Raw genomic sequence first — 21,795 nt, forward strand, 5'->3', positions numbered from 1 at the left:
CTGGTTTTAAACAACCACCCGAAGTTTCAATGTTTGTCATTTCTTCCACCCTTTATTCCTTCCCTGATCCTTTCTCTCCGCCTTCTGACTTCTGCCCTCTGACCTCTGTCTTCCGTCCTCCGCCTCCGGGTCAGCCTGGCACATGCGTGTGGGTGCGTTCGGGTTCCGGGGAGGGGTTGGTGCGGGAAAAACCGTAAGAGCAGGGCGGAGAAGAGTTTGTGCTTTTGAAAAAATGTATGGATCAAGGAATTGGCAAAGTTTTGGAAATGCTGTTATTTCAAAATGTTGATCGTGAACTCTGTTCATAAACCAGCACATGGACTGCACCGGGAAACATTTTTTTGTGTTTGTGCTTGACATTGGGGGAATTTTGCTTTAGAGGTCAGAAAGTCATTTCATTTTCGTTTCTTTTTTGTTGCAAGCGTTTGAACCAGCCGTTTAAACAACCCTTTTGAACAAAAGGATCTGCAACCATTCCCATGATTGTAAAATCCCAACACCAAAATCCCTTAAAACATCGGCGCGGCCCGCTGCAGGCAGGCCGCACAACTGCAGCCACCCCAAACCAGAACCCGGCAGCACCGCTTTATCCAAAAATCTCTGCACCCTGGGCCGGCAACCGGCAAAACCGCGTACCCGGGGCGGAAAAAATTTACAGATAGGCAGGCAAAGGCGCCACAGGCGCCCTTGTACATCAACAACCGGCAAACCATCTGAAAGGGGGGTGATAGGGACTGCACCACGGCAATTTTTATAAAATTGAATTGCCGGATGATGAAGTGTGTAAGCGGTTTGTAAAACAAAATACTTTTAAGGGAGGACAACAGAGATGAAAAAATTATTAGTGGTATTACTGGTGTTAGGCTTTTCAGCCGCTCCGGCCATGGCCGTACAATGGGACTTCGGCGCCAGCGTTCGCACCCATGCAGGCTATTATGATGTGGATCAGGAGTATGCGAAAGGCCCCTACCTGGATGGTTCCATTGGCAATGACTGGGATGATGACACCGGGTTTTTGATGGGTCTGGACGGCAACAGCACCTTTACCGCCAAGGCCATGGTTTCGGAAAAATTTTATGGCGTGGTACAATTAGGGCTCAGAGACGCCACCCGTGCTGATGGCAACAACGATGATGACTACCTCCGCATGGCCTATGGCGTCTGGAATTTCGGTGCCGGCAAACTGCTCATGGGTAAGGACTACACCCCTGGCACCTATCTGGGCTATTCCAAGATGTCTGCAGATATTGGCGATTCGGGAAATGGCAACATGCTTCTGGCCGGCCTTCCCTATATCGGACGGCAGCCGCAGATCAAGCTGATGTTCGGGGATCTGGATATTGCCTTTATCGAGCAGCACAAGGACGCTGATGATTTTTCGACCCGTTTGGCCGCAGAGGGCATAGCAAATACAGATACAGATTTCAGCCTGCCGCGTATTGAGGCGGCTTACGTGTTCCGCACCGACCTGGTCAATATCCGGCCTGTTGTGGGTTTCCAGACCTATGAACTTGAGGCTGATGGTGGCGGAAGCGAAGACATTGACAGCTATCTGGTGGGCATAGGCGCAAGCTTTGACCTGAAACCCTTCTATGTCAAGGCAACCGCTTCTTATATGCAGAATGCCGCCAACTATGGCAAGGGCACTCTGGGTACTGTTACCTACACTGGTGCTGCTCTTGATCAGGATGGAGACCTCGAAGATTCTGATCTTTATCAGGGAACCCTGGTTGCCGGTATGAAGGTCAACAAGATGCTCAATATCGAAGCCGGTTTTGGTTATCAGAATGCTCAGTTAGATAATAGTACCGTGGATGTTTCCGAGGATTTTGGGCTGGCGAATCCTCTTTATCTTGGCACCAAGGATAGTGAGCAAGAAGCTTATATTTATTATCTGCAGGCCTGGATCTCCCTGTCCAAGAACGTTCACATCATCCCGGAAATCGGTATGATCGACAGAAACGATGCGGAATATGAATGGACTCCGGAAGCGATTGCAACTGCCGCTGCAGCAGGCGCAGCTCTCCCGGGGGGAACCCAGAAGAGCGATCTTGGCAAAATGACTTACGGTAATATCTGCTTCCGGTTGGAATTCTAAGAATCCATTGCCGACATAGCAAGATAGTCTTAAAAACCAAAAAAGCCGGGGCGGTTGCCCCGGCTTTTTTTTATTCATTTTGTCTTCAGATCCAATTTGGTCGCAAGGAAGTCCAGGGGCGGGGTCAGTTTGTAAGCGACATTGAGCGTTTACGGAAAAATTCAGTAAATGCCGAAGCAATGAAATTTCAAACTGTTTGAGGCCGACAGGCCGAGTTTTTGAAATTTCAGCGGAGGCATTGGCTGAATCCGTAAACGGTCAGGAGCGAAAAAACCGACCCCGCCCCTGGACTTCCTTCCTGACAAAGGTCGGACGCTGTGAAAAGCCTTTTATGTTTTTTTATGTTTTATGGCGGCAGTCAACGCTTCCGGGGATTTCCCGAATTATTTCCCAAAATAACTTTTCTTTTTCCCGTCCTTTGCACGACCCTTTTTTCTGTCGTCTTTTTTGCCAAAGGGTTTTCCTGCGCCGGGCTTTTCGCGATCCGCCCATTTGCCTTTGGGTTTTCCGCCGCCGGGGATTCTTCTCACCCCGGGGGTGGTTGGGGTGGTTTTGTATTCGCCCCGGGACTTGGTTTGTTCGGGCTTTCCTGTATCCCTTGAAAGCTTCAGGGGCCGGCCGGCCACGTACACGGTCTGCAAATGCCGGAACACATCACCGGGCATTTGCGCGGGCAGGTCCAAGAGGGAAAACTCGTCGTGGATATCGATTTTGCCGATGGATTTGGCGTCCAGGCCGGTTTCATTGGCAATGGCGCCCACGATGTTGCCGGGCTTGACCCCGTGGCGAAGGCCGACCTCGATGCGGTAGCGCTCGGTTTTTTCATCCTTTGCTGCCGCGCGCGGTTTTTTGTCCGGCCCAACAGCCCGGGTTTTGGCCGCGGGTTTTTCAAAAGCCGGCTTTTTGGGCGGCTCCGGGGCTTTGGGCAAAAGCAGGGGGGTCTGGCCCTGCACCATCTTGGCCAGGGCCGCGGCAATGTCTGCTGCGGGCACGTCGTGCTCCTGGCGGTACTGGTCCACCAGATCCCTGAAAAAGGAAAGATCGTTTGTGCCCAGGGTGTCGGTGATGGACTGCTTGAATTTGGCAATGCGCTGGTCATTGATCATCTCCGAGGTGGGCAGCTCCAGCAGCTCGATTTTCTGCCGGGTGACGTTTTCAATGGCCCGCAGCATGCGCCGCTCCCTAGGGGTGACAAACACGATGGCCTCCCCGCTTCTGCCCGCCCGGCCGGTGCGGCCGATGCGGTGCACGTAAGCTTCCGGGTCATAAGGCACATCATAGTTGATCACGTGGCTGATGCGCTCCACGTCCAGGCCCCGGGCAGCCACGTCCGTGGCCACCAGAATGTCGAGTTTTCCGGCCTTGAGCCGGTTGATGGTCTGCTCGCGCATGTTCTGGGAAATCTCGCCGTTTAATGCCGCGCACAAATACCCCCGGGCTTCCAGACGCCGGGCCAGCTCCAGGGTGGCGGTACGGGTGCGCACAAAAATGATCACTCCGTCCAGAGCTTCGGCCTCCAGGATCCGGGTCAGGGCGTCGAGCTTGTTTTTTTCCCCAACGATCCAGTAGCGCTGCCGGGTGGCCGAAACTGTCATGGTCCGGGACTTGATGGTGATCTGCTCGGGGCTGTGCATGTGCTTTTGGGCGATCTTGCGGATGGCCGAGGGCATGGTGGCGGAAAACAGGGCGATCTGGCGCTCTGAAGGCGTCTGGTCCAGGATCCATTCCACATCATCAATAAATCCCATGCGCAGCATTTCATCTGCCTCATCCAGGACCAGGGTGGTGATGGCATCGAGTTTCAAAGACTTTCTGCGCATGTGGTCCATGACCCGGCCCGGGGTACCCACCACCACGTGCACGCCTTGCTTGAGCCGCCGAAGCTGGCCGCCGTAATCCTGGCCCCCGTAAATGGGCAGCACCCGGAAATCCTTTAAGTGGGCGGCATACTGGTGAAAGGACTCGGATACCTGGATGGCCAGTTCCCGGGTGGGGGTGAGCACCAGCACCTGGACCCGGGGGCTTGAAAGATCAATACCGGATAAAATCGGCAGGGCAAAGGCCGCGGTCTTGCCCGTGCCGGTCTGGGCCTGGCCGATGACGTCTTTTTGTGCCATCATGGGCGGTATGGTGGATGCCTGGATGGGGGTGGGCACTTCATAGCCGGCATCTGTTACCGCCCGGAGCAGGGGCGCGGGCAGATTGAGTTCGGCAAAATCCGCCGGTTCGACGGTTTCATTGTTTTTTGACATGATGTGTTCTCTTTTGTAGGTAGTTTTAAGTTTTAAGTGGTTAAGTGTTGAGTATGATCAAGAAGTTATTTTTTTATGGGTTGGCGGTTATATCGGTTTTGGGATTTTTTACGAAGCCGTCAAGCCTTGCAGTATCCAAAGACTTTTATACGGCTTGATACTTGTCAGGAGGCAGACCCGGCAGCCGGGGTCGGTTTTTTTGCTCCTGCCTTTTTACGGTTCTGCCATATGCCTTTGCTCAAAATTTTAAAAATCCGGCCTGTGAGTTTCAAGCTGTCTGAATGTTTTTCGTAAAAATCCAATGTCGCTTCAAAAACCGACCCCGGCCGCCGGGTCTGCCTGGAAGTGTTTTCCCCTGGCCAACCCACGGGACCGGGCATGAAAAACACCTGTTTTATCATCTGGAAGCGTTTTTCCGGACCGCATCCCGGGCGGGAAGCTTTCCACACCGCCGGCCATGATGCCGGCCGGGGGGTGGTTTGCGAGTCGCATTGAGCGCGCAGGCGGTCAGCAGGGAGCAACCCGCCACCGGGGCGGCATCATGCGAAAATTATAACGCTAAGCATTTACAGCAGCACGAAACCGTCTAACCTGGCTTTTTTAAACAGCCCGGGCTCTTGATTTTCCGGGGCAAACCGACAGGATCAAAGGACAGGGGGTGGTAAAAGCAGGCATTTTTTGTCAAACCCCGTATACACTGCCCAAATCCTTATGGCAAGAAAAAGCTGCGGATTTTTGTAAAAAAAGATCGGGGGTGTCCTTTCTTGACTTCCGTGACAAAGAATGTCAAAAGATGTAGAGGTCCGGAAATTTTGTGAAATTTTCGGGCTTTCCGGGGACAAACCGGCAAAAAGGGGAGGGGCAATGGTCAAAAAAACGCGCAAGGTTTCACTGGGGGTCGCAGATGAGCCCTTTGACGAAGGCCGCCATATTATCTACGTGTACCGCGATGACGCGGAACGCAAAAAGACCATGGCCCGTTTTTTCCGGCAGGGACTGGCGGAAAACGACAGGCTGCTTTACATGGTCGATGATATTTCCTCAGCGGAAATGGTAAAGGAACTGCAGGAGCTGGGCGTGGACACCGATGCCCGGATAAACGATTTCGACCTTTACCCGGGTCATTACGCATGCTGTCCGGATGCCTATTTTTCCGCCGAGTTCATGCTCGGCGTGGTTGCCCGGTATTATCAAAGCGCCATGGATCAGGGATATGCCGGGGCCCGGGGAATCGGGGAAATGTCATGGGCCCTGGAGGAGAACCGGGCCCATCTGGAGGATCTCCTGGTGTATGAGGCAAGACTTAACCGGGTTTTGCAAAATCATCCCCTGACCACGGTCTGCCAGTATGATGCTTCCAGATTTGATCCGGCAGTGATCATGGATATGCTCACCATCCATCCGTTGATGATCGTTCGCGGACAGCTTGTGAAAAATCCCGGCTTCATGGAGCCGGAACGGTTTCTTGAAAAATACCGCAGCCAAAACACTATGGACCATGCCTAGTCCGGACCCGGAAATTCTCGGCCGGATCATTTTGATCCAGAGCACCCTGCACCTGATGGGGAAAGGTGCTGAAATGGCGCGTTTTTTGTGCCGGGGGTTTTCCCGTGTGCCGGGCATGGAAATTTCGGGCATTTTTATAGACGGCCGTCTCCACTGGGAAAACGGTTTGCCCGGCCCGGAGCAGCAGCACTGCCGGCGGCTGTTTGAACAGCTCACAGGCGGAGCCGGGCAGGGAGCGGGCCGCAAAACCCTGCTGAACGGGTTTAAGAACAGCCATGGTGTTCAATGCCTGCCCATTGAAACCGCCCTGGCGGTTTACGGCATTTTTTTCTGTGCGCCTGCAGATGAGGAAATGTTTTTTTCTTATGTCCCCTATATTGAAAACACTATGAATCTTGCCGCCCTTGTGCTTGAAAACCACAGCCAGCAGCAGATGCTTTGGCAGCACAAATCGGATCTGGAAAAAAAGGTAAAAGAGCGCACCCAAGCGCTTGCCCGTTCAGAGCAGCGATTTCGCGACCTGTTTAATTCCATCAGCGACCTGGTCTACACCCAGGATCTCGAAGGCCGGCTGATTTCCGCCAACCCCGCCCTGAACCGGTTGTTCGGCTACAGGGCCGAAGAACTGCTGGGCCGGCCGATATCTGATTTCATGCTCCCTGAGCACCGGGAGCGATTTAAAAGCGAATATTTAAAGGCCATTTTCGAAAAGGGCAGTTACGAAGGCATCACCCCCTATTTGGCCAAAGACGGCAGCACGATTTATATTGAGTACCGCAGCGAACTGGTGCGCCCGGAAAACGACACCCCTTTTATCAGCGGCATCGGCCGGGATGTCACCGGCCGGGTCCTTGCCCGGAGGGAAAAAAGACGCCTTGAGGGCCAGATTCGCCAGGCCCAGAAAATGGAGTCCATCGGAACCCTGTCAGGCGGTGTTGCCCATGATTTCAACAATGTGCTGAGCATCATCATTGGCAATGCCGAGCTGGCTGCAGCCGAGCTTGCAGAAAACCACCAGGCCCGGCGGTATGTCAATGAGATCCAGACCGCCGGGGTACGGGCCAAAGACGTTGTGCGCCAGTTGCTGACCTTCAGCCGCAAGACCCGTGAGGAAAAACAGGCGGTTGATCTTTGCATGCTTGTGGGTGAGGCCCTGAAACTGCTTCGCCCGGTGATCGCCGCCAACATTGAAATCCGCACCCGCCTGCCAGAGCAGCCGGCGGTTGTTTTGGCCGATCCCACCCAGATCCACCAGGTGCTGATCAATTTGTGCGGAAATGCGGCAGACGCCATGGCCAGGTCCGGCGGCGTTTTGACTGTGGGCCTGGCGGCGGCGCAGCTCAATGATGAGAATGCGGCCCTGGATCCGGACATGGAAGCAGGGCGCTTTTTTCAGCTTGCGGTCAAAGACACCGGCCACGGGATTGCCGCCAAAAGCCTGGAGCGGATTTTTGACCCTTATTTTACCACCAAGGACGTGGACAAGGGCACGGGCTTGGGCCTTTCGGTGGTGCACGGAATTGTCAAAAGCCACGGCGGAAGCATCCGGGTCCGCAGTCAGCCGGGGCAGGGATGTGAATTTGAGATTTTGCTGCCGGCTGCAGAAAAAAATGCGGATGCTGTTTCGGTTCAGGCCGGTGATGTGCCCCGGGGCCAGGGGCGTATCCTTTTGATCGATGATGAGCCCATGATTGTCAGTTTAAACCAACAGCGACTGGAAAAGCTCGGATATCGGGTCAGCGGCCATACCAACCCCAAAGCCGCCCTTGAGATGTTTTCATCCCATCCGTATCGGTTTGAACTGGTGATCACGGATATGACCATGCCCGGCATCACCGGCGACCGCCTTGCCGAAAAAATACTGGAAATCCGGCCGGAGATGAAAATTATTCTGTGCACCGGCTACAACAGCCAGATTTCCGATCAAACAGCCGCATCCCTTGGTATTGCCCGTTATCTGGAAAAACCCGTCCAGATGCAGCAGCTGGCCGAAGCTGTCTGTGATGTGCTTTCTGTTTCAGGCAATTGAGTTGGTTTTTTTGAATCTTTTAAAAAAAAGCTTGCTTTTCTGCCAGGGTGTGTTACTTTAATTTAATTCAACACGGCTTTGCACAATTGGCAAAGCGATTTTTCCCTGAAGGAACAGATTTTCCGTTCTACGGTGACATCCTCCAGTGTAAAAATTTTGAGCATCTCACAGAAAGGAGGATATCATTATGGCCAACGGAACAGTAAAGTGGTTTAACGACCAAAAAGGTTTTGGTTTCATTGAGCAGGAAAACGGTCCGGACGTCTTCGTCCATCACACCGGGATCAACTCAACCGGCTTTAAAAGTCTCAAAGAAGGCAGCAACGTTACCTTTGATATTGAGCAGGGACAAAAAGGCCCGGCTGCAGTCAATGTAACCGAGGAATAATTGCCTGACAAAGGGCATCTCCCGCAAAGGGGGATGCCCTTTTTACTTCACCATTCTTTGCGGAAACCGGCCACCGGGCATCCTGCCTTTTTCATGTGGCCACAGGCCCCCCGATTTTTGCCTTTGCAAGTTTTTCCCTTCAATAGTTGAATCAGAAAACCTGCGATTCAAGTCGAGCAGCCTTTTCCTGCCAGAATCAGAAACAATCATTTATTTATTGAATCATAAGGAAGACCAACTATTGGATTTTAAAGAGTTTCAACTCGATTCCAGAATAGAGGCGGCAATCCGCACAGCCGGATTCACCGCACCCACGCCCGTGCAGGTCCAGACCATCGGCCGGGTAATGCAGGGGCAGGATTTAATCGGCCTGGCCCAGACCGGCACCGGCAAGACCGCTGCATACGTGCTGCCGCTTCTGCACCGACTGCTCCAGAGCAAAAACAGAAAAAACCGGGCCCTGATCCTTGCACCCACGCGCGAGCTGGCCGAACAGATCCACCAGGATATCCAAACCCTGGGCCGCCGGACCGGTTTGAAAAGCCTGACCCTATACGGTGGTGCGGCCATCGGCCCCCAGATCCAGGCCCTGAAAAAGGGTGTGGACATTGTGGTGGCCTGCCCGGGCCGTTTAATTGATCACATCAACCGCGGCAACATGGATTTTTCCGGCCTTGAGACCCTGGTTCTCGATGAGGCCGACCAGATGCTGGACATGGGCTTTATCCCGGATATCCGGAGAATTTTGAAAAAGATTCCCCGGGGCAGGCAGTCGCTGATGTTTTCAGCCACCATGCGAAAAGAGATCCGGCTTCTGGCAGACGAGGTGCTCCATAAACCCGCTTTTGTGCAGGTGGGCGAGCCCGCGGCCGCAGACACGGTCAGCCATACCCATTTTCCGGTATCCCAGAACCAAAAGACGTCTTTGCTGTTAAAGATTCTAAAGGACACCCGGATTGCATCGGTTCTGATTTTTACCCGGACCAAGCACCGGGCCAAGCGCCTGAGTGAAGCCCTTGAGCGTGCCGGCTACGGGGCGGCCTCCCTGCAGGGCAATTTGTCCCAAAACCGCCGCCAGGCCGCCTTAAACGGTTTTAAGTCCGGTAAGTATCAGATCCTGGTGGCAACCGATATCGCCTCCCGCGGAATCGATGTTTCCGGGGTTTCCCATGTGGTCAATTATGATGTTCCGGCCACCGCAGAGGCCTACATCCATCGCATCGGCCGAACCGGTCGGGCAGAGCACACGGGAAGCGCCTTTAACCTGGTCACAAACGAAGACCGCCAGGTCCTCAAATCCATTGACCGGGTTGTGGGATCGCTGATTGAGCGCCGCACATTTGCGGATTTTGACTACGCTGTTTCCGCCCCGGGCGCGAAAACCCCTTCAAAGCCCCAAAAGCAAACCCGCAGGCCGGGATCGGGTTTTCACAAGTCCCGATAAAAACCCGCAAATTTCCGGCCCGCCGGACGGCCTTCTGACTTTGGGCGACAGCACGCCAGTGCCGCTGTGGCGGCTTCTTAAAGCTGCCACACGGCAGCAGCGCCTTCTTCCACGGCTTCCATGATGCGGCGTACCTCCAGGGCATCGCCCACCACCGTGTGGGCAATGCCGGCTTTTTCAAGGGCCGGGGCAAGGCCGTTTCTGGGCTTCATCCCCACTGCCAGCACCACCTGGTCAAAGCCGGGGACTTCCTCGGACTGGTCCTTTGTTTTCAGCACCACCTTGTTTTCCGTGATTTTCTCCACTGCGGCGCCAAAGCGCATCACGCACTGTTTTTCCTTCAGGTACTTGTGCAGGCTGTAGCCGTGGGAGGTGAACTTGGGCACGGGCGAGGATTCCATCTGCTCGGCCAGGGTCACCGAAGCCCCCCTTGCGGCCAGAAAGCAGGCGGTTTCCATGCCGATTAACCCCCCGCCGATGACCAGGGCGTTTTTGCCCGGGGCTTGGGTTTCTCCCAGGATCTGCCAGGCGTCAAATACGTGGGGCAGGTCATGGCCGGAAATTTTCGGGATAATTTTCTCGCCGCCCAGGGCCAGGATCACCTGGTCGGGTTTGGCATCTGCGATCATGTCCGCGGTGACACAGGTATTGGTTTCAATTTTTACCCCGGCCTTTTCCACCTGGCCGGCCTGCCATTTTATCCAGTCAAGATAGATTTCCTTGTGCGGTGCCTTGCAGGCATAGAGGATGTTGCCGCCCGCTTCGGGTTCTTTTTCAAACAGGCGCACGTCGTGGCCCAGACGCCTGGCCTCGGATGCGGCAATCAGCCCGGCCGGGCCGGCGCCTACGATCCAGACGGTTTTGGGATCTGCTGCGGGCTGCTGCGGGCAGACAAGCTCCTGGCCGGTTTCCGGGTTGATGGCGCAGCGCACGGATTTGCCCTCAAACATTTCCCGTTCAATACAGCCCTGGTTGCAGGCAATGCACTTTCGGATATCGGCATACCGGTTCTGCCGGGCTTTTTCCAGAAAATCCGGATCACAGAGCTGCTGTCGGCCGAATGCCACCAAATCCGCATCCTTGTCGGCAATCACCTTGTCTGCCGGCCTCGGGTCGTTAAACCGGCCCACGGCAATCACGGGCAGGCCTGAGGCGTCTTTGATCTGCCGGGCCCGGCTGACGTTGAATCCCACGTCAAAGGCCGGCGGTGCGCTGGTGACCCCGGCCGGGCTGCCGTGGGTGCCGATGGAGGCATGGATGACATCCACTCCGGCTTGCTTTAAATCCGGCAAAATCCCAAGAACATCTTCCACTGTATAGCCGCCCTTGATGTATTCCTCAGCCGAGATGCGCAAAATCACGGGAAAATCTTTTCCCACGTTTTCTCTCACTGCCGCGGCCACCTCTGTGACAAACCTGGCGCGGCTGGCAAAACTGCCACCGTATTCGTCCGTGCGCTGGTTGGAAATGGCGGACAAAAACTGGGTGAGCAGGTATCCGTGGGCCCCGTGGATTTCCACGGCGTCAAATCCGGCCTTCTGCGCCCGGGCTGCGGCAGCGCCGAAGGCGGAGACGATCTCTGCAATATCATCCCGGGTCATTTCCCTGGGGGCCTGGCCGTAGACGAGGCTGGGCACCGCAGATGGGCCCATGGCGGTTTGTTTTTTGATCATGTACAGGCTTTCCCGGCCTGCGTGATGCAGCTGCATGGCGGCTTTGCCGTTGTTTGATTTCATGGCTTCGGCCATCTGGGAAAGCCCGGGGATAAATTGATCATCCCAGGCCGCCACCTGTCTGGGGCTGACCATGCCCGTGGGATGCACGGCCGTGATCTCAGAGATCAAAAGACCGGCTCCGCCCCGGGCCTGGCGCCGGAGATAGGCCAGCAGCGCGTCATTGACCTGACCGCCTTTTTCGCAAAGACCGGTGCCCATGGGCGGCAGCACCGCACGGTTGGGAATTTCGGTGTTGTTGATGACAATGGGTGAAAACAACGCGTTTAAATCAGACATTTTTTTCCTTTCCTGCCGGGCGTACCCTTATTTGGTTAGTGGTTATTCTGCGGATTTGGCTTTCAGGATGACAGACGGCCGGGTGCGTTTGGACCAGGTGAAGGCTTCGGCCGTGCGGCCGGTCCCGTATTTTGTTTCCAGCTCCTCCATGGGTCCGGCGTCTAATGCCCGCACCGGGCAGGCCTCCACGCAGTTGGGCACCTTGTTTTCAGCCAGCCGGTCTTCGCAGAAGTTGCACTTGTGCATGCGTGCGTTTTCTTCCGGGCCGAACTGGGGGGCATCATAGGGACAGGCTTTCAGGCATTTTGCCCCGCAATCGTCTTTTCCCAGGCATTTTTCCGGATCCACGAGCACAATGCCGTCATTCTCCCTTTTGGATATGGCATCAGCCGGGCAGGCATCCGCGCATATCGGGGCGGCGCAATGCCAGCAGGCAGAAGCCAGGTAGGCCACAAACACGTTTGGAAACCGGCCTTTTTCCGAATACAGTACCCGCATCCATTTCTCGTCTCCGGCCGGCACGTCGTGCCAGTCCTTGCACGCCACCTGGCAGGCGCAGCAACCCGTGCACCGGCTCTGATCAAAGTAAAATCCCATCTGCATCCTAATGTTCTCCTTATAAAAATAGCGCTATCTCAAAATATATTTCCAAGGAAGCCCAAGGGCGGGGTCGGTTTTTGAAGCGACATTGAGCGTTTACGAATGTAAACGGTCAGGAGCGAAAAAACTGAACCCGGCCGCAGGGCTTATCTTCCCGACATCCTATCACGCTGAACCTTGAACCTTTTTTATCTCCACAAGGCTGGTGTTCATCACGCAGGCGCCGCCGCCGGAATAGGCGTCCCGGGTCAGGGTGTTGGCGCATGCGCCCCGGTCCACGCCGTTTTCATCCGGGTCGTACCAGCTTCCCTCGAATATGGCCACAACCCCGGGAATGATCCGCTCGGTGACAAAGGCGGGAAGGGCCACCGTGCCCCGGCCGTTGAATACCTGCACCGGATCTCCGTCTGAAATACCCCGGGCATTGGCGTCTTTGGAGTTGATCCACACCCGGTGCTCTTCAACCTCCCGCAGCCAGGGCACCAGGTAGAGCTCCGAGTGGACCCGGTTTCTGGGATGCGGAGTGAGCAGCTGCAAAGGGTATTTTTCGGCCAGGGGGTCAAAACGGTCTTCGGCCGTTGGCAGATATTTCGGAATGGCCGGGCAGGCCGGGTTGTCCAGGTCTGCGGCGCGCCGGGAAAAGATCTCGATTTTGCCCGACGGGGTTGGAAACGGATTGTTTTGCGGATCTTTGATTTGGTCGCGAAAAGCCACAATGGGCTCGGGCAGGTCGATTCTGTGGATGCCCTTTTGGCGGAAAGCCTCGTAGTCGTCAATATGGGTGGTGTATTCCGGGTTGTTGTCAAAAAGGATTTTGAGCCACTCTTCCTCGCTGTGGGGATTGAAGCCTTCAATGCCCAGGCGTTCGGCCAGTTCCGAGGCGATCTGCAGATCCGACTTGCACTCCCCAAGGGGTTCGATGGCCTGGTTGATCACTGTGAAATAGGGGCCCGAGGGCCAGGGCCGGGTGAAATCGTTTCGTTCGGCAGCCGAGGTCACCGGAAAGATGATATCCGCGTACCGGGCCGTTGCCGTGGGAAACAGCTCGCTGACCGCGATGAATTCGAGCTCTTTTAACGCTTTGTCCGCCTTGTTGCTGTTTCCGATCTGGTTGACGTAGTTGTTGCACATGGACCACATCATCTTGATTTCAGACGGATACCCGCCTTTGGTGCCTTCCAGGATCGCATCCCAGAGCGTGTTGATATGAATGCGCTTTTTCACCCGCATGCGGATGTCCAGGGTGCCCTTGACATTGGGCCCGTCCGCCTCAAACGGGTTTTTACCCGGCGGAATGGCGGACTGGCGGAACATGTGGCCCACGGGGATGCCCATAAGCCCGCCCCCGGCGCTTCCCCCGGGCCGGCCCACATTGCCGGTCATGGCACACAGGGTGGATGCACACCGGTTGTACTGTTCACCCATGGCGCTTCTGGCCGGGCCCTGGCAGTCCATGAGGGCCGCGGGTTTGGTGGTGGCGTACTCCCGGGCAAGGGTCTGGATTGTGTCCGCATCCACCCCGGAAATTTGTGCGGCCCAGGCCGGGGTTTTTTCCACCCCGTCCTGCCTTCCCAGCACGTAGTCGGCAAACGCGTCAAAACCTACGGTGTAGGTGTTTAAAAATTGCTGGTCGTGGAGATTTTCCGTGATCATCACGTGGGCCATGGCCGCCATTACGGCGGTGTCGGTGCCCGGATATACCGGAATCCACTGGTGGGCCAGGGTGGCTGCCGTGTCGTGATAGCGCGGGTCAATGGCAATGATTTTCGCGCCGTTTTCCTTTGCCCGGATCAGGTGATACATGGTGTTGGTGCCGGATATCATGCGCGCCGGGTCCCAGCCCCAGAGAATGATGAGTTTGGAATTCATCATGTCTTCGCGGCTGTGGCCCACCATCACGGATCCGTACTGGGTCAGAGAGGCCCAGACCGCGCCTTCAGAAGAGATGTTGCCGTAATGGGTGACATAGCCGCCGTACTGGTTGAGCAGCCGGGATGCGGCAAGCCCGCCTTGATGAAGGCTTGCCAGGTATCCGCCGCCGGTGGCCAGCAAAATAGCGCTGTTTCCGTAAGTGGCCTTGATCCGGTCCAACTGGCGGATAAATGTGTCATAGGCCTCATCCCAGGAAATGCGTTCAAATTTTCCCTCCCCGCGCTTTCCAACCCGCTTCTGGGGATATAAAAACCGATCCGGATGATGTACGTACTGTTTGTATGCCCGGCACCGCAGGCATGTCCTGAGTTGGTTGGGTTCAGGGGCGTCATCGCCCTCCACGCGCAGGATCTGATTGCCTTTGACATGCAGCCGCAGGGGGCAGCGGCCGCCGCAGTCATAAGCAGACGTGGTACGCACAATGCGCCCGTCCGGGTGATTCACGGTTTTCTGATGGTTCATTGAATCCCTCCTCTGAGTTGGCATCCCGGCAAAGATTTGCAAACGCTATTTGACCATACCATACACGGTTCAAGTTTCAAGTTTCAAGGTTGACGGCTTCGTAAAAAATCCAATATCTGCGTTACGCGCGATTTTTCAGAATTTCACGTACGGTTCAGTACGCTGCATTCTTCAAAATCGCGCAAGCCTTGATCTTGAACTTTTTACAAAGCCGTCTAAAAACCGACTTTTTACGAGTACATCAAGGTTAAAAGAAAAAGAAAAAATGTTTCAGCGGTTATCTATCCTTGAGCCTTGAACCTTTAACCCTGAACAAAAAATAACCATTGGATGAATACGGATATTTTTGTAAGATAGCATGGTTTTTCAAATCATCCACCTGAAAAGGGCAAACGAATTTTTCTGCAAGGAGGACAAGAATGGTATACAAGAAGTCTGTTGACATCCGTCAGGCCGAGGACCTGCTGGCACCCGCGGAACGGGGCGTGATTCTGCTGCCGGTATCGGCCATCCGGGAATCGGATCATGCCTTTTTCTGGGCGGCGTTTTTTTTGGCCATTTCCGCCTGTCTGCTGGGGTCTGCCGCCGCCCTGATGGCAACAGCCTATGAACATCAGCCCTTTATCATCATGATCGAGGCGTTCGGGGCCATGTTTCTGATATTTTTCGCGGCGTTTTTGTTCCGCGGCATGCAGATCCGCAGAAAGTCCAGGGCGCGGGAACAGCGCAGGCTGGCCAGGCAGATTGTATACCCCTATGCCGAAAATGGGGGTCATAAGCAGGAGTTTGAAACCAGCCGGCTTCAGGACACCATCCGAAAGGAGTTTGGCGACGGCAATGCCCGCAGCCGCCAGGAGGTAATCGGCATTCTTTCCGGAATGTCCACTGAAGACGTGGATGTGGGCACTTTAAACGAGGTGGTCGACACCCTGGTCAAGGCCGGGCTGTTTACGGAAACCGAAAACAACGGCAAAACCCTTCTGGCCTACAACAAGCCGGCCGAAGCCTGATCTGCTTTCCGGGCTTTGCAAAATCCGTACAGCAGACGCATTTTATCGCTATGTACATTGCAAAGAAAAGGACCCGAAGGGGCACCCGTTATTTCCTGCGGCAAAGCGTTGGGCGCCGGGGTGCGCTCAAAAGCCGGCATCTTTTTGACCTTGGCGGCAATCCGGCCGACTACCTGGTATATCCGGACGACGGGTGCGCTTTTTACGTGCACGAAGATTTGTGCGACCGGCTCCTTGAGCTGGGTGTGGATCCGGACAACGACGAGCTGGAGCGGGTGTTTTTCCCTTTTCTGGACCCGGAAACCCAGCGGGTCATCCAGGCGTTTTCCCATGATCACCTGACAGCCGGGGCAAAGCAGGAGCTGCGCAGAAGCGTGAATCAGGCGGAAAAGGGCGCTTTTCACATATTCGACCGCCGCCGGATGCATTATCTGCGGTTTGCCGCGATGGATCAGACCCATATCCGGGCCGCGCCCGCCAAGATCTACAGAGACCTGCTGGACAAGTCCAGAGATGAGATCGAGCAGTATTTCATGGAAAAAGAAAACATCCTCACCGCCAGGGAAAAGAAAATCTATCCATATGTGATTTTCAATGTGGCAGACGCCTTTCCCGGGCAGCTGCCGCACAGATATCCCGAAACCCTTCCCCGGGAGCAGGTGGATGAATGCTTTCTGGAAGCGGTCTGCCGCTTAAACGCGGATGCCGGGTTCTGGGCGGATCTGGGCTGCACCGACGGATTAAATGAGTATCTGATCCGGTACGTGTGCTGGTTTTTTGACAACGAGTTTTCCCAGGGCGCTTACCTGGAAGAATGGATCCGGGAATGGATGGACAGGCGCCGGACATTTCAGGCCCCGCCTGCCAAAAACCGCATGGAAAAAGATGAAGCGGTTGCGGTCATGGGCATTTCAGCGCACGCGTTTTCCGGTTATACGGTCAAAACCCTCACCCGCCAGTACCGGCGCATGGCCCGGCGCCATCACCCGGATCACGGCGGGGACCATGAAGGCTTTATCCGCTTAAACCGCGCCTTTGAAACCCTGCTGGCCCGGTTGCGCTCCGGTATCAGATAATTTCAATGGATTCAGCCTCCATGAGAGCCGTTGCATGATCTGTTGAAACGGCATAGGAAATATCGGTTTTAATCGGGGTATCAGTGCTTTTGAGGTGATCGGGCATCAGGTCCTGGGGCGAGAACCGGCCGCCGATGACCCCGATGATCCGGCCGTCAGACAGGCTGATCAACGGCCCGCCCCGGTGGCCGTCATGAACCAGGGAGTCAAACAAAAACAGCTGGGTTTCGTTACCGGATAAAATTTTGGCCGAAATGACCGCCTGCTTGATCACCTGGTTGTAGATGCCGTAGAAGCCAAAGGGAAAGCCCAGGCTGGCCACCATATTGCCCACGGGTACTTCCTCGGGGGTGCCCATGATGTGATCGGGCATGGCAATTTCGATTTTCCGGGTAAATTTCAGCAGGGCCAGATCCCTTTTCCGATTGATTTGCCGGATTTCCACGCCCATGGGTGTTACGGTGTCAATATGGGCCTGGCAAAAACCCGCGGTTTCCTCCATGGGCACAACCATGAGCTCATATTGCCCGGTGATCAAATGGGCTGCGGTCAGCAGGTAGCCGTCCGGGTGCACCAGAAAGGCCGATCCCCGGAACGCCACATGATCGCCTTCCCTGCGAAACAGCATCATGCAGGCGTTTTTGTACTGAAAATATATATCCTGAAGCATTTTTGGCCTACCTCCTGTGGGACTGTTTTTCCTGTTTGATCCAGTCGGCGACTTCTTCGGGATGGGTGCGCATCCAGCGCATGGCCTTTTCAAAGGGAAACAGGCCGTTGTCCTCCTGGATCCAGAGCATGAGCTGACCCACCTGTTCAGGGGTCCAGAAAAACCGGTCCAGCACTTGGTATGCTTCGGGCATGTCTTTTTTCAGCCCCTTTCGCACCATTGTGTGGATGGATCCGGGACCGCCGAAAACGTTTTCCGGGTCATCGAGAAACTTCAGGTTCCAACGGGCAAAGCTCCAGTGGGGCAGCCAGCCCGTAAATACGATCCATTTCTGGTGCTGGATCGCATGGGAAAGCTCGGCCATCATGGCCACCTCGCTGCCTTCCTGGAGCCGGAATTCTTCAAGTCCGTATGTTTCCATGGCTTTTCGGGCTTTATGCGTGATCCCGGCCTCGGGCTCGATACCGATGATGCGGCGGTTGAACTGATCCGCATGCTGTTTTAGCCCGGTAATGGAATCAAGGGGGATGTAGGGCTTGTTGCGGATTCCGGTGCCGGCGGTGAGCCGGCCTGCGGTGATGTTCGGGATCACCAGGCCGATTTTGGTGCCTTCCAGGTTCGGTCCCAGATCCACCACCTGGTCTTTGTACTTCTTGTAATACATGGAATGGGTGTCGGGCAGCCAGGCTGAAGCCATGGCATCAGCACGGCCTTCTGCCACGGACTGCCACATTTTTTCTGCATCCATGGGCATCAGTTTACAGGAAATGCCTGGTTTTTCCTCGAGCACGGCTTTGATCAGGTTGGCTGAGGCAACCGATGAGGACCAGTCCGTATGGGCCAGCCGAAGGGTTTTGTTTTGGGTTTGCGCCTGCACGCCGGAAATGGCAGCCAGGCATATCGTTACTGCGGCCAGGCACAGGATTAACCGGGCGGTGGTCAGGTTCTTTTTCATGACGGTTTCCCCCTTTTTCAGCCGGTATTTACCACAGCCGCCGCCGGCCAAAGGTTTTGGCCAGCGGTGGACGGGTTTTGATTTTAAACTCTTTTTTTTCTTCCCGCTTCCCCAGGATAAACTCCTGGGGGGCGGAATAATCGGAAAGCCCTTTGTAGAGAGCTACGCACATGCCCAAAAGGACCGCGGCAAAGGGCAGGCCGGTGGTGATGGCGGCGGTCTGCAATGCCACCAGGCCGCCGCCCATGAGCAGGGCTGCGGCCACAGCGCCTTCCATAATGGCCCAGAACAGTCTGGAAAGTACCGGCGGGTTGGGGTTGCCCCCGGAGGTGATAATGTCGATGACCATGGAGCCAGAGTCCGAAGAGGTGACAAAAAAAGTGATGATTACCACAATGGACAGGGCTGATGTGACGGTGCTCAGGGGAAAATTTTCCAGCATCACAAACATGGAAACCGGGATGTTGTCCTGCACGGCCCTGGAAATGCCGCCGGAGCCGAACATTTCAATAAACAGGGCCGTGTTGCCGAAAATGGTGATCCACAAAAAAGTGATAAAGGCGGGCACCAGCAAAACACCTGCGATAAACTGCCGGATGGTGCGGCCGTGGGAGACCCGGGCGATAAACATGCCCACAAAGGGCGACCAGGCAATCCACCAGGACCAGTAAAAAATGGTCCAGCCCTGCTGCCACTCGGTCTGCTCATAGGTTTCGTTCCAGGTGCTGAGCTGCGGCAGGTGCTGGAGGTAATAACCGATGTTTTCCAGCAGCGCATCCATGATAAACAGGGTGGGGCCCACCAGGAGCACAAACAGGGCCAGCAGGCCTGCAAAGGCGATGTTGATCTCGGACAACCGGCGGATCCCCTTGTCCAGCCCCTTGACCACTGACCAGGTGGCCATGCCGGTGATGCCGGTAATCAGCATGACCTGGATGTTGGCTGACTGGCCGATGCCCAGCAGGTAGTCCAGGCCGGCGTTGACCTGCTGCACACCCAGGCCCAGGGATGTGGCCACCCCAAACAAAGTGGCCACTGTGGCCAGGATATCGATGACATTGCCGGGCCAGCCGTATATGCGCTCTCCCAGAAGCGGGTAGAATGCCGTGCGGATCGACAGGGGCAGCCCCTTGTTAAAGGAGAAAAAGGCCAGCGACAGGCCCACCAGGGAATAGATGGCCCAGGGATGCAGGCCCCAGTGCAGAAACGTGATGTCCATGGCTTTTCGTACGGATTCGGTGGTGCCCGGTTCGGTAAGCGGGTTGGCAGCGTAGTGGAACATGGGCTCGGCCACTCCGTAAAACAGCAGGCCGATGCCCATGCCCGCGGAAAACAGCATGGCAAACCACCCCATGGTGGAAAATTCCGGCCTGGCGTCCGGGCCCCCCAGCCGGATGTCGCCGAATCGCCCGGCCAGCAGCACAAGGATGAAGACGAGCACGATGTTGACCGTCCAGATGAAAAACCAGCCGGCATACTTGGAAATGCCCGTTTGCATTTGTTCAAACACGTTGCCCAGGGACTGCTGGAAAAAGATGGTGGCCACCACGAAAAAAATAATAAGAGCCGCTGAGATAAAAAAGACCTGGGGGTGGATATCCAGATGAAACCAGCCTTCTTCTGCTTCAGCGTTGGTTTGGGCTTCTTTCTTCTCTGGTTTGTCTGTCATATCCCGTCCTCTGTTTGTTTGCGGTAAAAAGGAATATGGGCAAAGAAAATCATGAGTAATATTATAAGCGGTATCTGAAAAAACTGCAAATCAGATGGCGCTATCTGATTGGTTTTTAAGGGATTATCAAAATTTTTCCGGCCGTCATAATCAGGTCTTTTCCGGGTGTTACTTCTGGAAATTGGAAAACAACACCGCATATCCGCTGTCAAATTCATACAGGCTTTTTTCCGAGCGGCGATAGCCGGCAATTTTTTTCGGCACCTTGCCCTCGCCGGGATCTCTGTCGGATATGGCTTCGGTAAACACCAGGGTAAATCGGCCGGGTTTGAAAACCTCCATGATCTGCTCGATTTTTTTTCTGTAACCGGCCTCTGCCACGTTGGTTTCAAAGCTGGCATAGGAGCCGGATTCTTCGGGCGTGACATGGATAGTGGCATAGTGCTGGCCGGAAATACGGTTCATGGAATAGCCGTAGGGTTCAAATACGAAATGGTCGGTTTCCATGTCCGGATAGAGCCGGTCAATGCCGGTGCGTGCCTCGATGTCTGCGGCCGTTTCCCAGGGCTTTGGGATAAAGGCTTTTAGCACGTCCGGGTCCAGGTCGTGCATGAGCAGCTCCAGGGTTTCGTCCTCGTCGTCTTCCGCCACCGTGGGCGGCTCCGGGGCAGATGCGTAAAAAATGTGCACGTGATCGTGGTTGGCCGGGCCCAGCCGGTAGCTCTTGCCTTTGAAAAAATCGGCGAGCATGGCCACGTCTGATTCAAAGTCCGCGGACTGGTACTGGGGATACATCAGGTTTTTGCGCTCATAGAAGAAAAATGCGATGCGGTCTTTGTCAATGGCCCGCACCAGTTCCGGAACCGCCTTTACCAGGGTGGTTTTGCCGCAGGTAATCATCAACACCCGGTCGGCCCAGACAAACAGGCTGGATTCGGAAAGCAGATAGGCGTCCATGTCCGGCCCGGAAATCACGCTGACGATTTCAGCGCCGCTGGCGGCCACCACCTTGTTCCAGCGGGCGTCTGCGTTGCTGCGCAGCTCCGGGTCCGGGGCGGCCAGAATGATTTCCAGTTTTTTCTCCGGTCCTTCAAATTCCATGTTCATATCCTTCATCTCCGGGGTTGATGCTTTCCTGAAATTATAATAACTCCTCCAAACTATATTAAATATCATTTTTGCCCGGCCGGGTAAATCCCAAATCCGGAGCGGTTTTCGCATGTGTCGGGGCGGGTGTGATTTGTTTGTCTGCGGCGTGCTTTCGGCGATCGGTCAATCTCCGAAACCGCGCCAATGCAGCCAAACAAACCACCCCCGACCCGCCACATGCCAGACGCACTGGAAATATCTGCCGGCAACTGTTTTTTACCAGGAGGTCCTCTGAAGTTGAATCAATGCAGGGCTGATGTCCTGGAAGGGTGTTTCTAATGTGTTTTAAGGGGTTATCGCATTTGTGAGAGGGTCGCCAAGGAAGCCCGAAGGGCGCGGGCGGGTTTTTGAAGCGACATTGAGAATTTTTGCGGGAAAATTCAGCCGATGCCGGAGCCGGAAAATTTCAAACTGTCTGAGGGCGCTTGCGCGCGAGTTTTTGAAATTTCGGCGAAGGCATTGGCTGAATCCGCAAAAAGGCTCAGGAGCGAAAAAAACCGGCCCCGGCCGCAGGGCTTTCTTCCTGTATGTTGAATTTGTTTG

General features: G+C 55.1%; 16 protein-coding genes. 7 read left to right on the forward strand and 9 right to left on the reverse strand.

The window, feature by feature from the left end:
- Positions 1-438: 438 nt before the first annotated feature.
- Positions 439-594: a hypothetical protein gene (locus tag HNR65_RS07020; protein ID WP_181550762.1), complete on the reverse strand. Its 156-nt coding sequence runs from the start codon at positions 592-594 to the stop codon at positions 439-441.
- Positions 595-829: 235 nt separating this feature from the next.
- On the opposite strand from HNR65_RS07020, the gene HNR65_RS07025 reads away from it, so the two are divergent.
- On the forward strand, positions 830-2,098 hold the full coding sequence (locus HNR65_RS07025; RefSeq protein WP_181550763.1) for a hypothetical protein: 1,269 nt from the start codon (positions 830-832) through the stop codon (positions 2,096-2,098).
- Between the two features lie 383 nt (positions 2,099-2,481).
- Here HNR65_RS07025 and HNR65_RS07030 read toward each other — a convergent pair whose 3' ends face one another.
- Positions 2,482-4,350, reverse strand: coding sequence for a DEAD/DEAH box helicase (locus HNR65_RS07030; RefSeq protein ID WP_181550764.1), 1,869 nt, complete (start codon positions 4,348-4,350; stop codon positions 2,482-2,484).
- Between the two features lie 864 nt (positions 4,351-5,214).
- Between HNR65_RS07030 and HNR65_RS07035 the strand changes: the two genes are divergently transcribed.
- The 4 genes from HNR65_RS07035 to HNR65_RS07050 all read left to right on the forward strand — a co-directional run bounded on the left by HNR65_RS07035 (position 5,215) and on the right by HNR65_RS07050 (position 9,717).
- Positions 5,215-5,856: an MEDS domain-containing protein gene (locus HNR65_RS07035; RefSeq protein WP_181550765.1), complete on the forward strand. Its 642-nt coding sequence runs from the start codon at positions 5,215-5,217 to the stop codon at positions 5,854-5,856.
- On the forward strand, positions 5,816-7,885 hold the full coding sequence (locus tag HNR65_RS07040; RefSeq protein WP_181550766.1) for a hybrid sensor histidine kinase/response regulator: 2,070 nt from the start codon (positions 5,816-5,818) through the stop codon (positions 7,883-7,885). Before HNR65_RS07035 ends, HNR65_RS07040 begins: the two co-directional genes overlap by 41 nt.
- 187 nt (positions 7,886-8,072) lie before the next feature.
- A complete protein-coding gene (locus tag HNR65_RS07045; protein WP_181550767.1) occupies positions 8,073-8,273 on the forward strand; it encodes a cold-shock protein in 201 nt (66 codons plus the stop codon).
- Positions 8,274-8,514: 241 nt separating this feature from the next.
- A complete protein-coding gene (locus HNR65_RS07050; protein ID WP_181550768.1) occupies positions 8,515-9,717 on the forward strand; it encodes a DEAD/DEAH box helicase in 1,203 nt (400 codons plus the stop codon).
- A gap of 77 nt (positions 9,718-9,794) precedes the next feature.
- On the opposite strand, the gene HNR65_RS07055 is transcribed toward HNR65_RS07050, so the two are convergent.
- The 3 genes from HNR65_RS07055 to HNR65_RS07065 all read right to left on the reverse strand — a co-directional run bounded on the left by HNR65_RS07055 (position 9,795) and on the right by HNR65_RS07065 (position 14,723).
- Complete coding sequence (locus HNR65_RS07055) at positions 9,795-11,729, reverse strand: oxidoreductase (protein WP_181550769.1); 1,935 nt, start codon at positions 11,727-11,729, stop codon at positions 9,795-9,797.
- Positions 11,730-11,771: 42 nt separating this feature from the next.
- Complete coding sequence (locus tag HNR65_RS07060) at positions 11,772-12,332, reverse strand: 4Fe-4S dicluster domain-containing protein (RefSeq protein WP_181550770.1); 561 nt, start codon at positions 12,330-12,332, stop codon at positions 11,772-11,774.
- Between the two features lie 162 nt (positions 12,333-12,494).
- A complete protein-coding gene (locus HNR65_RS07065; protein WP_181550771.1) occupies positions 12,495-14,723 on the reverse strand; it encodes a molybdopterin-dependent oxidoreductase in 2,229 nt (742 codons plus the stop codon).
- Between the two features lie 419 nt (positions 14,724-15,142).
- Between HNR65_RS07065 and HNR65_RS07070 the strand changes: the two genes are divergently transcribed.
- Complete coding sequence (locus HNR65_RS07070; RefSeq protein WP_181550772.1) at positions 15,143-15,733, forward strand: hypothetical protein; 591 nt, start codon at positions 15,143-15,145, stop codon at positions 15,731-15,733.
- 50 nt (positions 15,734-15,783) lie between these two features.
- Positions 15,784-16,809 carry a J domain-containing protein gene (locus HNR65_RS07075; protein ID WP_181550773.1) on the forward strand — a complete coding sequence of 342 codons (1,026 nt, stop codon included), beginning with the start codon at positions 15,784-15,786 and terminating at the stop codon, positions 16,807-16,809.
- Here HNR65_RS07075 and HNR65_RS07080 read toward each other — a convergent pair.
- The 4 genes from HNR65_RS07080 to HNR65_RS07095 form a co-directional block, all read right to left on the reverse strand.
- Positions 16,802-17,479: a S1 family peptidase gene (locus tag HNR65_RS07080; RefSeq protein ID WP_181550774.1), complete on the reverse strand. Its 678-nt coding sequence runs from the start codon at positions 17,477-17,479 to the stop codon at positions 16,802-16,804. The two genes, HNR65_RS07075 and HNR65_RS07080, sit on opposite strands and share 8 nt — an antisense overlap.
- A 7-nt stretch (positions 17,480-17,486) precedes the next feature.
- Positions 17,487-18,434: a glycine betaine ABC transporter substrate-binding protein gene (locus HNR65_RS07085; RefSeq protein WP_181550775.1), complete on the reverse strand. Its 948-nt coding sequence runs from the start codon at positions 18,432-18,434 to the stop codon at positions 17,487-17,489.
- 28 nt (positions 18,435-18,462) lie between these two features.
- Complete coding sequence (locus HNR65_RS07090; protein ID WP_181550776.1) at positions 18,463-20,103, reverse strand: BCCT family transporter; 1,641 nt, start codon at positions 20,101-20,103, stop codon at positions 18,463-18,465.
- A 168-nt stretch (positions 20,104-20,271) separates the two neighbouring features.
- A complete protein-coding gene (locus tag HNR65_RS07095) occupies positions 20,272-21,204 on the reverse strand; it encodes an adenosylmethionine decarboxylase (RefSeq protein ID WP_181550777.1) in 933 nt (310 codons plus the stop codon).
- Positions 21,205-21,795 lie beyond the last annotated feature (591 nt).

The organism is Desulfosalsimonas propionicica (assembly GCF_013761005.1).
Lineage (GTDB): Bacteria > Desulfobacterota > Desulfobacteria > Desulfobacterales > Desulfosalsimonadaceae > Desulfosalsimonas > Desulfosalsimonas propionicica.

Bases quoted from the DNA above. Each gene is read 5' to 3' on its own strand.
- HNR65_RS07035 (WP_181550765.1), top strand. From the start codon at position 5,215: ATGGTCAAAAAAACGCGCAAGGTTTCACTGGGGGTCGCAGATGAGCCC.
- HNR65_RS07095 (WP_181550777.1), bottom strand. From the start codon at position 21,204: ATGGAATTTGAAGGACCGGAGAAAAAACTGGAAATCATTCTGGCCGCC.
- HNR65_RS07090 (WP_181550776.1), bottom strand. From the start codon at position 20,103: ATGACAGACAAACCAGAGAAGAAAGAAGCCCAAACCAACGCTGAAGCA.
- HNR65_RS07025 (WP_181550763.1), top strand. From the start codon at position 830: ATGAAAAAATTATTAGTGGTATTACTGGTGTTAGGCTTTTCAGCCGCT.
- HNR65_RS07080 (WP_181550774.1), bottom strand. From the start codon at position 17,479: ATGCTTCAGGATATATATTTTCAGTACAAAAACGCCTGCATGATGCTG.
- HNR65_RS07055 (WP_181550769.1), bottom strand. From the start codon at position 11,729: ATGTCTGATTTAAACGCGTTGTTTTCACCCATTGTCATCAACAACACC.
- HNR65_RS07075 (WP_181550773.1), top strand. From the start codon at position 15,784: ATGTACATTGCAAAGAAAAGGACCCGAAGGGGCACCCGTTATTTCCTG.
- HNR65_RS07045 (WP_181550767.1), top strand. From the start codon at position 8,073: ATGGCCAACGGAACAGTAAAGTGGTTTAACGACCAAAAAGGTTTTGGT.
- HNR65_RS07070 (WP_181550772.1), top strand. From the start codon at position 15,143: ATGGTATACAAGAAGTCTGTTGACATCCGTCAGGCCGAGGACCTGCTG.
- HNR65_RS07030 (WP_181550764.1), bottom strand. From the start codon at position 4,350: ATGTCAAAAAACAATGAAACCGTCGAACCGGCGGATTTTGCCGAACTC.
- HNR65_RS07060 (WP_181550770.1), bottom strand. From the start codon at position 12,332: ATGCAGATGGGATTTTACTTTGATCAGAGCCGGTGCACGGGTTGCTGC.
- HNR65_RS07085 (WP_181550775.1), bottom strand. From the start codon at position 18,434: ATGAAAAAGAACCTGACCACCGCCCGGTTAATCCTGTGCCTGGCCGCA.
- HNR65_RS07065 (WP_181550771.1), bottom strand. From the start codon at position 14,723: ATGAACCATCAGAAAACCGTGAATCACCCGGACGGGCGCATTGTGCGT.